The sequence below is a fragment of the Mycobacterium aquaticum genome (assembly GCF_002086485.1).
Lineage (GTDB): Bacteria > Actinomycetota > Actinomycetes > Mycobacteriales > Mycobacteriaceae > Mycobacterium > Mycobacterium aquaticum.
The window spans coordinates 136,072-148,563 of the sequence record NZ_MVHF01000012.1 but is presented as its reverse complement, the minus strand read 5'-3'; the positions used below and the strand labels follow the sequence as shown (position 1 = coordinate 148,563).

Below are 12,492 nucleotides of genomic sequence, written 5' to 3'. Positions count from 1 at the left end.
CCGCCGCGGACTTCACCCGCTCCAATTCCTCGATCCGCCGATGCAGTGCAGCCTCGTCAGCGTCCTCGCTGACCTGCACCAACACCGCGATATCGAACATACGTTCGATATTACGCGCACCCACTGACAGGCAACTCAGGTTCGCGTGGCAGCACGGTCGGCGAGCAGACCATAGATGGGCCGCGACCGCAGAACCATGGCGACCAGCAGCGCGGTGGCACACGCACCGAGCATCGGTGGAAGTTGATTGGTGGTGCCGGTGAGTTCGGTGGCGAGGATCAGCCCGGTCACTGGCGCGTGCACGCTGGCGGTGAAAAACGCTGCCATGCCGATCAGGGCGAGTGCCGCCGGATTCGGCGCGGCATGCGGCACGAAGTGGGCGGCCACGAGTGCGACGATCAGCCCGGTGTCGGCGCCCAGCACGAGCATCGGCGCGAACAGACCGCCCGGGGTCCCGGCCGCGTAGGAGGCGACACCGAGGACGAACCGCAATGCCAGTACCCCGAGGAGAGCCCACGTCGTGCCGTGGCCGAGGAGGGCTTGCTGGGTCAGGTTGTCGCCGCCGCCGACGAGGTCTGGCGCACACCAGAGAAGGAATCCCACTCCGCCGCCGATGGCGGCGGCGCGGGCTTCGACGGGCCAGCGGCTGGTGTCGGCCTTATGCAGGCCGAACATGAGGGCCTTGTTGTACAGCACGGCGAGAACGCCTGTGACGATACCGACGGCCACCACCCAGCCTGCGTCGGCGAGGCGGGGTGCGGCCAGCTGCGGCATGTGGAACTCGGTGCCGGAATGGACGAGGGGGAAAGCCACCATGAATCCCGACGCCGAGGCCACCAGGGTGGCGAGGGTGGTCCGGGGGTCGAAGCGCTTGACGAGCTCCTCCAACACGAAAACCCCACCTGCGATGGGCGCATTGAAGGCGGTCGCGAGGCCGGCCGCGGCGCCGCCGGCGGCGAGGATTTGCAGGTCGGCACGGGACCGGCGGGTCACCGACGCGACGGTCACCGCTATCGAACCACCCATCTGTACCGATGGCCCTTCACGGCCGAGCGCCAGGCCGGAGCCGAGCGACAGCAGGCCACCGACGTACTTGATCGGCAGAATCCGGAAGCGGCCGGGCTCGGCACGGCCTTCGACGACAGCCTCGACGCGCGGGATGCCGCTGCCTTCGGCGTTCGGCTCGACACGTGCCACCAACGCCGCCGCGACCGCCGTGCAGGCCGCGCAGATCAGCACTACGACGATGAGGCCCCACCAGGTGCCGTGGGCCCAGCCGGACAGCGATTCACGCCACTTGGCCGCCTGATCCAGAAGCAGTCGGAAGCTTGCGGCGGCCAGGCCGGTCAGCGCGCCGACCATCGCAGCGGCCAATACGAAGCCCACCAAGCCTTCTGCGCCTTCGCCGCTGTTGTCGACGGGGCGGAAGGTGGGCTTCTGCCAGCCGGTCAGCGTGCTGCGCAACCAGCGGCCTGCCTGTCTGTCCAAGTTGCCCACCCCTGTATCTGTCGCGGTGACAGTCAACCAGCCGACCGGTCTCAAAGCTGAGGTAGGTCGTGGTTCAGATCGTGTCGTCGCGGCACGCCAGGGCCGCCTCAATGAACTCATCGCGAACCGGGTTGTCCACCGCGGCATTCCAGATCAGGCTCACTTGGCTTGGGTCGATGTCCTCGATCGGCACCACCCGGATGTCGGGGCGTCGGTAGTAGGCGGTGGCTGATCGTGGGAGCACCACGAAACCTTCACGCGCGGCTACATGTTCGAGTTTGTCCTCCACGCTGCGGATGGCGCTGCGCGGTGGCGCCCAGCGCTGTTCGGGCGGGGCCAACGATTTCCACTCGGGTAGTACTTGGGGGTCGAAGAGCAGCTTGTGCGTTCGCAACTCGGCCAACCGCACCGATGGCTCGGCTGCCAGGGGATCGTCGGCGGGCAGCACCGCGTCGAGTGGCTCGGACAACAGGGGCGCAGTTCCCAGCCCGTCGTGATCGAACGGTTCGCGTGCGTAGACCACGTCGAATTCGCCGTTGCGGACCACCTCGACCTGTTCGAGCAGGCCCACCTGTCGTACCACTGCCTGCCGGTGTGGGCCTGCAGCTTCGAAGGCCGCCGCCGCGGCGGTAGCCCGCAGGCCCGGCAACACCCCGACCGTGATCGTCGTGGTGGGCATCGCGGCACGCAATCGCAGCTGCACCGCGGAGATCTCGTCCAGGAGGCGCTTCGCATCGATCAGCAGTTGGTTACCGGCCGCGGTGAGTTGAGTGCCACGCGAATTCCGGACGAACAGCTGCACACCGAGTTCCGTTTCGAATGACCGGATTTGGCGCGACAACACGGGCTGGGCGATGTGCAGCCGCCGCGCGGCACGGCCGAAGTTGAGATCTTCGGCGACCGCGACGAAGTACCGCAACTTGCGGATGTCCAGGTCCGGCAGCGTCATACCCCAAGGGTATCGATACGCGACGAAAAGAGTCTTGGACGCGGGCGACGCCTGCGCGGACGGTGGAGCCATGAGCCTGAAAAACGCACGCGTCCTCATCATCGGCGGCACCTCCGGTATCGGGTTGGGCGTCGCCACGGCTGTCGCCGAGCGTGGTGGCATCCCGATCGTGGCCTCGCGGCGGCAGTCGAGCGTGGATAGCGCGCTGTCCACGTTGCCCGACAACGCCCGCGGCGCGACCGTGGACCTCACCGATCCGACGGCGCCGGACCGGCTGTTCGACGAGGTCGGCGCGATCGACCATCTGGTGTACACCGCGGGCGATGCACTGGCACTGGCCCCGCTGAGCGCTCTGACGCCGGAGTCGATCAACAGTTTCCTGCTCGTCCGCTTCGTCGGAGCCCTCACCGCGATCAAGGTTTTCGCGCCACGGATCACGTCGGGAGGGTCGATCACGCTGACCAGCGGGACCGCTGCCGAGCGGCCCGGACTGGGCGTTCTCCCGACCGCGGTGTGCGGTGCGGTCAACGCGATGACGCGGGCGCTTGCCCTCGAGCTGGCCCCGCTGCGGGTGAATACCGTTGCGCCGGGGCCAATTCGGACACCGCTGTGGGACACGCTGAGTGAGACGGACCGACAGGCCATCTACGACCAGTTCGCCAGTCAATTGCCTGCGGGGCGCATCGGTGAGGTGGGGGATACCGCCCGGGCCTACGTGTACCTCATGGAGCAGGAGTTCGGCACCGGCGTGGTGCTGACCGTCGACGGCGGTAGCACACTGTCCTGAGCACGGTCCGGTCACCGCAGGAGCGAGCCCAGGAGCGCGATGCCGTCGCGCAGCGCCGAGTCACCGATCCCGCCGTAGCCGATCACCAGGGCCGGTGGCGCCGCGCCCGGATCCGCCCAGTGGGCACGGGCACCCGAGAGGATCAGGCCCCGCGTGCGAGCGGCGCGCACCAGCGCGTCTTCATCGGTGCCTGCGGGCAGGCGCAGATAGATGTGTAGCCCGGCGGCGACGCCGCTGGGTGCGGTCTGCGGCAGCGATTCGGCGATCGCCGCCAACGTAGTGTCGCGGCGGCGCCGGTAGACGGGCCTCACCCGGCGCAGGTGGCGGCTGAATCCGCCGGTTTCGACGAACCGGGAGAGGGCCAGCTGTTCGAGGGTCGAGTTGCCCATGTCGTCGTAGAGCTTCTGCACCGTGACATCGTGAATCAGCCAGGGCGGCAGGGTGATCCACCCGAGGCGCAGGGATGGGGTCAACGTTTTGCTGATGCAGCCGGCGTACGCCACGCGGTCGGGCGCGAGGCCTTGCAAGGCGCCGACCGGCGTCCGGTCGTAGCGGAACTCGGCGTCGTAGTCGTCCTCGAGGATCAGCGCGTCGTGGTGGCGGGCCCAGGAAATCAGTGCCACCCGGCGCTCTGGGCTCAACACCGCCCCGGTGGGATACGAATGCGCGGGCGCCAAAAGCACCGCGCCAACGTCGAGTTCGGCCAGCCGGCCCACATCGAGTCCGTCATCGTCGACGGGTACGGGCACGGCTCGCAGGCCTGTGTTGACGATTGCGTCGCGGTGGAAGGCGAACCCTGGATCCTCGACCGCGATGGCACCGTATCCCCGGGCCTGTAGGGCGCGGGCCACCAGGACCACCGCTTGGGTCAGGCCCGAGGTGACAAGCAGGTGATCAGGTGCGGTCGCGACTCCTCGGACGCGCGTGAGGTAGCCGGCAAGAGCCTCGCGCAGGGCGGATGTGCCCAGCGGATTGGGGTAGGAGAGTTGGTCATTCGGAGTTTCGGTGAGCGCGGCGCGGTAGTGCCGAAGCCACTCCGTACGCGGGAACAATGCCGGGTCGGGTATGCCGCCGAGCAGCGGGATGTACCGCGATGCGACGGTCGAGGTTCGCGATGGCGGCTGTGTGGCGACCGGCCGGACCCGGGTACCCGACCCTTGTCGCGTGGTGAGGTAACCGTCCGATGCGAGAAGTTCGTACGCGGCGACGACGACGCTGCGGGCCACGCCGAGCTGTTCGGCGAGGAGGCGCGACGGCGGCAGCAGCGTTCCGGCCGGGAGTCGGCCGTGCTGAATCGAGCTGCGCAACTGGTACTGGAGTTGGGCGGCGAGCCCCGTACGCGATGACCGATCGAGCGTGAGCAGTAGATCCGGAGGGAATCCGGAGTCTGCAGAATTGGTCTGTTCAAGACCGTCAAGATTGGCTCCTGACACGCACCAATCTTAGGTCCACTCTGGACCTCATGACTGCGATCACCGATATTCCGACGGCACTTGCCCAGCCGCTCGTCACCTCATGGATGCCCGGACCCGTTGACCCGGCCGACAATCCCGTCATCGTCAGCGTCACCGAGTACACCACGCGGCATCGGCGCGATATGCCCGGCATCGCTGTCAAGGGGCTGCGGATGCGGGAGGGCTGGTACGCCATGCCCGGAGCCATCGGGTTGTGGCTGTGGAGCATGCCCACATCCGGTCGCACCGGCTCGATCTCGGTGTGGACCGACGAGGAAGCCCTGCAGCGCTTCGTCACCCTGCCTCACCACGTCCGCATCATGCAGAGCTACGGCAACCGCGGTGAGGTCCGGGCGACGACCTGGCAGGCTGATTCTTTCGAACCCGAGGCCACCATCGCACGGGCGAGGGAGTGGATCCTCGATCGATAACCATCGTTGTGCAGTTGGTGGACAAAGAATTTCGCACACTGTGTCGACTGTGCGACGGATGGCGACCGTACCGTCGAAAGCAAAGGTCCGGTACCGTCCGGGCCCCGGAAGGCGAGGTCGTCATGAAGCTGTCGGATACCCGCGTACACGAACGGTCGGGCCTGGAGTTCACCGCGATCGGCTACGGCGGCGCGCCGATCGGGAACTTCAACGGGGTGTTCACCGACGCCGAGGCCCGTGAACTCGTCGATTTCGCGTGGGAGCAGGGCATGCGGTATTTCGACACCGCACCCGGATACGGCAACGGGCTCAGTGAATACCGGCTCGGGCATGCGCTACGTGACCGCGACCGCGCCGATACCGTGCTGTCCACCAAGGTGGGCCGGGTACTGCGACCGGAGATCGATGCGCCGACCAGCAACGGCCAGTACCTCGAAATCCCGCCGTTCGTGGCCGAATTCGACTACAGCTATGACGGAGTCATGCGGGCGGTCGAACAGAGCATGCAGCGGATGCTCACCGATCGGTTCGACATGCTGTTCATCCACGACTGCGATCACTACACGCACGGTGCGGCGCAGCCCGAGCTGTTCCGGCAGGCCGTGGTGAGTGCCTTCCCGGCGCTGGAGTCACTGCGCGATCAAGGCGTGGTGCGGGCCATCGGGTTCGGCGTCAACGAGACCGATGTGATGGTCGAGGCGGTCAAGGCCACCGATGTCGACATCTGCCTGCTCGCGGGCCGGTACACGCTGCTGGAGCAGGAACCTCTCGACACGTTGTTCCCGCTGTGCGCCGAACGCGGTATCGGCATCGTGCTGGGCGGCGTCTACAACAGCGGTGTGCTGGCCACCGGGCCCGTCGAGGGAGCCCGGTTCAACTACGGTCCGGCACCAGCCGAGATCATGACGAAAGCCGCTGACCTCGAACAGATCTGCCGCGAGCACGGGGTGGCGTTGCCCGCTGTGGCCGTGCAGTTCGCCTACGCACACCCGGTGGTGACCAGCATCTGCCTCGGCGCGCGCAACCGTCGCCAGCAGGTGCGCAACGCCGAGTTGTTCGAATCGCCGGTGCCGCAGCAGATCTGGGCCGACCTGTGCGCGGCCGGCCTGATCCGTGACGACGCACCCACTCCCTGAGCGCGGTTACGTGCTGAGATGGGGTGCCTTGAATGGGTTCAGGGCACCCGCGTCGACGACGTGTGCGGTGCCGGTGATGTAGCGGCCGTCGTCGGAGGCCAGATACACCACGGCGTTGCTGACGTCGACGGGCTCCAGGAAGGGGACCGGCAACGCGTGCATCGCGGTGAGCGCGGGCAGCGCATCCTCCTGGGTCGCGCCCTCCTTGCCGCCCGCGAACAGCCGGTTGTAGCGCGGGTTGTTGATCATCAGGGTGTTGACGTTCGTCGGGTTGATCGAGTTGACCCGGATCCCGTACGGCGCGAGCTCACCTGACAGGGTGCGCATGAGACCGTTGACGCCGTGCTTGGCCGCCGCGTAGTGCCCGACGTTGAGTTCCACGGTCAGCCCGGATATCGAGCTGATGAGAATCACGACCCCACCCTCGTTCTGCCGCAACAGGGTTGGCACCGTCGCCTTGATGGTCTTCCACACCCCGGTCAGGTTCACATCGATCTGGTCCTGGAACTGCTGCTCGGAGAGCTCCCACAGCGGTGCGGTGTCGTTGAGCGTGCCCGCGTTGGCCACCACGATGTCGAGCCGGCCCAGTTCGGCCACACCGGCGGCCACGGCCTCCTGCAGCCCGGGCAGGTCCCTCACATCGACCTCGGCGGCGAAGATGCGTCGGCCCCGGCTCTTGATGAGGTCGACCGTGGTGGCCAGGTCGTCGAGATCGGCCATCGGATAGGGGACCGTGTCGATCTGGCGGCACACGTCGAGAGCGATGATATCGGCTCCCTCTTCGGCCAACCGCAACGCGTGGGAGCGGCCCTGTCCCCGTGCCGCTCCGGTGATCAGCGCAACCTTGCCGTCGAGACGGTTCATGTGCAGAGCTCCTTGCTCGGTGAATGAGGTTGGTACAGAACAGCTCCGTCACCCATCGACGGGTGACGGAGCTGCGGTGGGGGTTACTGGTGCTGCTCGCTGGCGCGCCGCTCGCGGTACTCGTCGGCGCGTTCGTCGGTGATGTGCGGCAGCGGCGGGAAGTCCAGCCAGCCGGGTACGAACGGGCTGGCCAGGTCGCGGTCGGTCGGGATCTCCACCAGCACGGGAGCTTTGGCGTCGAACGCGCGCTTGAACGTCGGCTCCAGATCGGCGGCTGACTCCACCCGGAACGATTCGAGTCCGAATGATTCGCCAAAGGCCTTGAAGCTCGGGCTGTACGGCGTGCCGTCGGGCCGGTTGAACTCGGTGCCGATGATGCGGTCGGTGGCGTTGCGCTGGCCGCCGCGGATGGAGATGTACCCCGAGTTGTCCTGCACGATGAACACCACCGGGATGTCATGCTGGATGGCCACGCCGATCTCCTGGGCGGTCATCAGAAAATCGCCGTCACCGGTGATGGTCGCAACCTGACGTTCCGGGGCGGCCAGCTTGGCGCCCAATGCCGCCGGTACCGGCCAACCCATCGACGAGAACCCGCCGGTGGTGAGGTGCGTGCGCGGCTCATACACCGGGAACGTCTGCTTGACCGCGCCCTGGGTGTTGCCCGAACCCACCAGCACGATGCCGCTGCGGTCCATCACGTTGCGCAACGCGGCCAGTGGACGCTGCAGCGTGAACGGGAAGCGGTCGGTGTCGCGGCGGCCTGCCAACTCGGCCTCCCAGTCGGCCTTGCGTTGCGCGACCTCGGCGAGGTACTCGGTGCGGTCAGGCTTGGCGGGCAGCGAGGCCACGATCGCGGCCACCGCGGGCTTGGCGTCGGCCAGGATGCCGACCTCGGCGGGGTAGATCTTGCCGATCTCGTGCGGGTCGATGTCGATGTGGATGAGTTTGGCAGGCGGGAACGAGAACGACTGTCCCTTGGCGTAACTCGATGCGGACCAGTCGGTGAACCGACAACCGATGGACACCACGACGTCGGCGTTGGCGGCCAGGTAGTTGCCGTGGATGGTGCCGGTCTGCCCGACGCTGCCCACGAACAGGTCGTGGTCCTCGGGGAACGCGCTCTTGCCGTTCCACGTGGTCACCACGGGGATGTCGAGGCCTTCGGCCAGTGCCCGCACCTCATCGGTGGCGTAGGCGCTGATCGCGCCGCCACCGACCACGATCACCGGTCGCTTGGCGGTGGCCAGCAGCGCCACGGCACGTTCGATCGCCTCGGGATCGGGGTACTGCAGACCCACCGGAAGGCGGCGGGCCAGATCGTGGAAGTTCACCTCGGCGGTCTCGGCGTGCAGATCCCACGGCACCTCGATGTGGGCCGGGCCGCGCCGGCCGGTCAGCATCGTGCTGAACGCGCGGTGCATGATGAACGGCAGGTCCTCGATGCTGTTGGCCACCCAGCTGCGCTTCGAAACCGCTTCTGCCACTTGAGGAAAGCCGTTGTCCTTCTGGCGTTCCAGCTCTTGGAGCACGCCGCGGCCACGCATGTGGCGCGGGGGGCCTCCGGTGATCACCAGCACGCTGGTGGAGTCGCTGTAGGCGGTGGCCAGGCCGAGCACTGTGTTGGACGCGCCCGCACCGATCGAGGTCACCGCAGCCATCGGCTTGCCGGACACCCGGTAGAACCCGTCGGCCAGGTGGACCGCGCTCTGCTCGTGGTAGGTCTGGATGAACGGGATCTTGGACTCGTCCTCGTTGAACGCGTCCATCAGACCCCAGATGCCGTGGCCGGGAATGCCTGCGACGTAGGGGACGCCGTACTCCTTGAGAATGCGGGCGATGACCTGTCCGCCGTTGAGCCTGGGCATGATGAGTGTCCTTCGTGTCGGGTGACTATTCGGGATAGATACAGCCTGACGCCAGTCTGCCCACTGGTCGACACCGGTCGTTAGACTCAGTTTGCGCAGCGGATGAGCAAGTTGCTGCACAGGTTGACGGGAGTGTCACTGCTTGAATCGTCCCTGGAGAAGCGGAGGATCACCATGGCGATGACGGTGCAGGCAGCGCTGCAACTCGAAGTGTTCAGCCGGGTACCGCTGCACGTCTACGCCGGCGAGGAAAACCTCGACCGCACGGTCCGCTGGGTCCATCCGACCGAAGTGCCCGATATCGCACGGTTTCTCACCGGCGGCGAGATGCTGCTGACCGCGGGACTGGGCATCGGATCGACCCCCGAGCGGCAGCGACGCTACCTCACCGAGATCGCCGACGCACAAGCCGCGGTGCTGGTCATCGAACTCAGCGGCCGGGCGTTCGACAGCATGCCGCAACCGCTGATCGACGCGGCGTGCGAGCGAGGCTTCCCGTTGGTCGGACTGGCGGGTGAGCTGCCGTTCGTCGAGGTCTCGGCGCAGGTACACGAGTCGATCGTCGACCAGCGGGTGCTCGACCTCAGCGCATACGAACGGCTCAACGCCACCTTCATGCAACTGCTGCTGGCCGGGCGAGATCCGGTGTTGTTCACCGACGCGCTGGCCGCCGAGGTCGGTCACCCGGTGGTGCTGGAGGACGCGACCCGCCAGGTCATCGCGTATTCCGGGGCGTCGCCCGACGGCGACGCCGTGCTCGCCGAGTGGGAACACCATTCGCGCATCGACCACGACACCGTCGGTGGCGACGCGAGCAACGCCAACTCCGCCCACAACTGCACGCGACGAGCGGTGGTGCTGCGCGGTGAGCGCTGGGGGTGGCTGCATGTGCTGCACGGCGGAAGCCCGCTGGCCGGTACCGCGGGCTACGCATTGGACCGAGCCACCGACGGTATCGCGATCGCACTGCTCGGTGCGCGCGAGAGTGGCGCCAAATCGGCGCAACGACAGAACGCGCTGGTGAACCGGTTGCTGCTGGGTGACATCTCCGGCGAGTCCTTCGTGACCAGGGCCATGAGGATCGGCCGCGATCTGCGGGACCGCGCACTGCTGGCGGTCTACGTGTGCAAGGAGACCCCGCCGGGCGCCACGAGTGACGAGGCGATGGAGGAGCTCTGCCGGTCCCTGCACGTGCCCGCCGTCGTGGCCGACCTCGGGGAGCACACGCTGGCGATCATGGGCCTGTCCCGGACCAGCTCGGAAAAGCAAGTGGTCCAACGGTTGTCGGCGGCCAACGTGCGGGCGGGGATCAGTCGCCCGGTCAGTCCCGGGCAACTGCGTACCGCGGTCGATCAGGCCCGCAGCGCGGCGTCGGTGGCCGCGGCGCGCCCCGACAAGGCCGTGCACCGCTTCGACGATCTCGGCGTGCTGAGGCTGCTCGCTTCGCTGGCCGGCGGTCCCGAGCTGGCCCGCTACATCGAGGACGAGCTGGGCCCGCTGCTCAAACACGACGCCAACTCGACCAGTCCGCTGTTGCCGACGCTGCGCACCTACCTGTCGTGTGACGGCAACAAGTCGCAGGCCGCCCAGCAGCTCTACGTGCAGCGTCGCACGCTCTACTACCGGCTGGAACGCATCACCAGCCTGCTCGGCCGGTCTCTGGACGACCCCGACACCCGGCAGGCGCTGATTTTCGCAGTGCGGGGACATGACCTGCTGCAGCGGCAGGAGAATCGCTGACTTGCACAGAGTGTGTAGTCCTCGACGGGATGCTGCGCACTCTGCGGGTCGTGCCCGCGCCGCGGCGCTCCTAGATTTGGGATAACCCGCATTGCGGGCAGCCCATCGTCCTCTCAGCCCAGAGGAGCCCGTACATGTTGTCGAAAAAATCCCTGCCATTGGCTGTGACGCCCTCGATGTCACCGGCGGTCGCCGCGCTCCAGACCCAAGTCCTCACCGAACCCGCCGATGTCGTCGAGACCGACATCGCGATCATCGGATCCGGCATGGGCGGCGGCAGCCTGGCCTATGCGCTGCGCGACTGCGGCGCGGACGTGCTGATCGTCGAGCAGGGCGACTTCCTGCCGGTGGAACGCGAGAACTGGTCATTCGACGCGGTGCACACCAAGGGTCGTTACAAGAACTCCGCCGCGTGGTACGACACCGTCGCCGCGAAAGAGTTCGTGCCGGGTAACTACCACTACGTCGGGGGCAGCACCAAGCTCTACGGCGCGACCCTGCCGCGGTTCCGCGAGAGCGATTTCGGTGCCGTCGAACACGTCGACGGCGTCTCGCCGGCCTGGCCCATCACCTACGCCGACCTGGAACCGTTCTACGGCGAAGCCGAGCAGATGTACTGGGTGCACAGCAACAAAGGGGAGGACCCGACCGATCCCTGGCGGTCCATCGACTACCCGTTCCCCGGCGTGCCGCACGAGGGGGCCATGGCGCGGCTGGTCGAGTCCGCGAAAAAGCAAGGGCTGCATCCGTTCTCATCGCCGTTGTCTATCGACTACCGCCCCGGCGGCGGCTGCGTCCGCTGTTATACCTGCGATTCGTTTCCCTGCATGATCGATGCCAAGGGCGACGCCGACGTCTCCGCGGTGCGGCCCGCACTGCGCGCCGAGTCGCGCAACGTCCGGTTGCTCACCAACGCCGAGGTCACCCGGCTGGAGACCAATGCCACCGGACGACAGGTCACCAGCGCCCGGATAACGCATGCGGGCAAGCAGATTGAGGTGCGGGCCAAGAAGTTTGTGATCGCCTGCGGCGCCGCCAACACGGCAGCGCTGCTGCTGCGCTCGGCCTCGGACACGCATCCGCAGGGCCTGGCCAACTCGTCGGACCAGGTCGGCCGCAACTACATGGCGCACGTGACCACATTCTTCCTGGCCATCGATCCGCGACAGCAGAACGAGGCCGTCTACCAGAAGACCATCGGCATCAACGACTGGTACCTCGCCGGGCCGGACAACCGGTATCCCCTGGGCAACGTCCAGGGCCTCGGCAAGCTCCGCGGCCCCCAGGCCAAGCTGGGCAAGCCCTGGGTGCCGATGCCGATCCTCGACGAGGTCACGAAGTACACCCTGGACATGTTCATCCAGTCCGAGGATCTGCCGTTGCCGGAGAACAGGATTGCGCTGAACAGCCGCGGTCAGATCACTGTCACGCGGCGCGCGACCAACCTCAGCTCCCACCAGGACCTGATCGCCCGCATGAAGAAGGTGGTCCGCCGGGCGGGCTTCCCGATCGTCATGACCCGCAGCCTCGGGGTCGAGGCGACATCGCATCTGTGCGGCACGGCCCGGATGGGTACCGATGCCGCCACCAGCGTGGTCGACGCCGACCTGCGCAGCCACGACGTGGACAACCTCTGGATCGCCGACAGCTCGGTGTTCGTGTCGTCGGCGGCGGTCAACCCGGCCATCACCGTGGCCGCGCTGGCCCTGCGCCTCGGCCGCTCCGGCGCGCTGGCCGCGTGACAGACCCCAAACCCACTGACCGACTGAGGAATT

General features: G+C 67.2%; 10 protein-coding genes. 5 read left to right on the top strand and 5 right to left on the bottom strand.

Translation table 11 applies throughout. The features are described 5' to 3' along the window. Positions 1 to 135 precede the first annotated feature (135 nt). Positions 136 to 1,497, bottom strand: a complete 1,362-nt coding sequence (locus BST13_RS14785; RefSeq protein WP_083164768.1) for a ClC family H(+)/Cl(-) exchange transporter — start codon at positions 1,495 to 1,497, stop codon at positions 136 to 138. Positions 1,498 to 1,561: 64 nt separating this feature from the next. Then, entirely contained in the window at positions 1,562 to 2,437 is an 876-nt protein-coding gene (locus BST13_RS14780) for a LysR family transcriptional regulator (protein WP_083164767.1), read from the bottom strand. Positions 2,438 to 2,507: 70 nt separating this feature from the next. Here BST13_RS14780 and BST13_RS14775 point away from each other — a divergent pair, with 70 nt between their 5' ends. Then, positions 2,508 to 3,224: an SDR family oxidoreductase gene (locus BST13_RS14775; RefSeq protein WP_083164786.1), complete on the top strand. Its 717-nt coding sequence runs from the start codon at positions 2,508 to 2,510 to the stop codon at positions 3,222 to 3,224. 11 nt (positions 3,225 to 3,235) lie between these two features. On the opposite strand, the gene pdxR is transcribed toward BST13_RS14775, so the two are convergent. After that, entirely contained in the window at positions 3,236 to 4,657 is a 1,422-nt protein-coding gene (gene pdxR / locus BST13_RS14770; RefSeq protein ID WP_083164766.1) for a MocR-like pyridoxine biosynthesis transcription factor PdxR, read from the bottom strand. Between the two features lie 29 nt (positions 4,658 to 4,686). Here pdxR and BST13_RS14765 point away from each other — a divergent pair, with 29 nt between their 5' ends. Then, entirely contained in the window at positions 4,687 to 5,109 is a 423-nt protein-coding gene (locus BST13_RS14765) for a hypothetical protein (protein WP_083164765.1), read from the top strand. 122 nt (positions 5,110 to 5,231) lie between these two features. Further along, a complete protein-coding gene (locus tag BST13_RS14760; protein WP_083164764.1) occupies positions 5,232 to 6,245 on the top strand; it encodes an aldo/keto reductase in 1,014 nt (337 codons plus the stop codon). A gap of 6 nt (positions 6,246 to 6,251) precedes the next feature. Here the strand turns inward: BST13_RS14760 and BST13_RS14755 are convergent, their stop codons facing one another. Continuing rightward, positions 6,252 to 7,109, bottom strand: coding sequence for a mycofactocin-coupled SDR family oxidoreductase (locus BST13_RS14755; RefSeq protein ID WP_083164763.1), 858 nt, complete (start codon positions 7,107 to 7,109; stop codon positions 6,252 to 6,254). An 83-nt stretch (positions 7,110 to 7,192) separates the two neighbouring features. Then, positions 7,193 to 8,977 (bottom strand): thiamine pyrophosphate-binding protein, encoded by a 1,785-nt coding sequence (locus BST13_RS14750; protein WP_083164762.1) that lies wholly within the window; start codon positions 8,975 to 8,977, stop codon positions 7,193 to 7,195. A gap of 132 nt (positions 8,978 to 9,109) precedes the next feature. Here BST13_RS14750 and BST13_RS14745 point away from each other — a divergent pair, with 132 nt between their 5' ends. Together BST13_RS14745 and BST13_RS14740 are read left to right on the top strand one after the other, a co-directional pair. Further along, complete coding sequence (locus BST13_RS14745) at positions 9,110 to 10,717, top strand: PucR family transcriptional regulator (protein WP_211296092.1); 1,608 nt, start codon at positions 9,110 to 9,112, stop codon at positions 10,715 to 10,717. 134 nt (positions 10,718 to 10,851) lie between these two features. Continuing rightward, positions 10,852 to 12,459, top strand: a complete 1,608-nt coding sequence (locus tag BST13_RS14740) for an FAD-dependent oxidoreductase (RefSeq protein ID WP_211296091.1) — start codon at positions 10,852 to 10,854, stop codon at positions 12,457 to 12,459. The last annotated feature ends 33 nt before the right edge of the window (positions 12,460 to 12,492 follow it).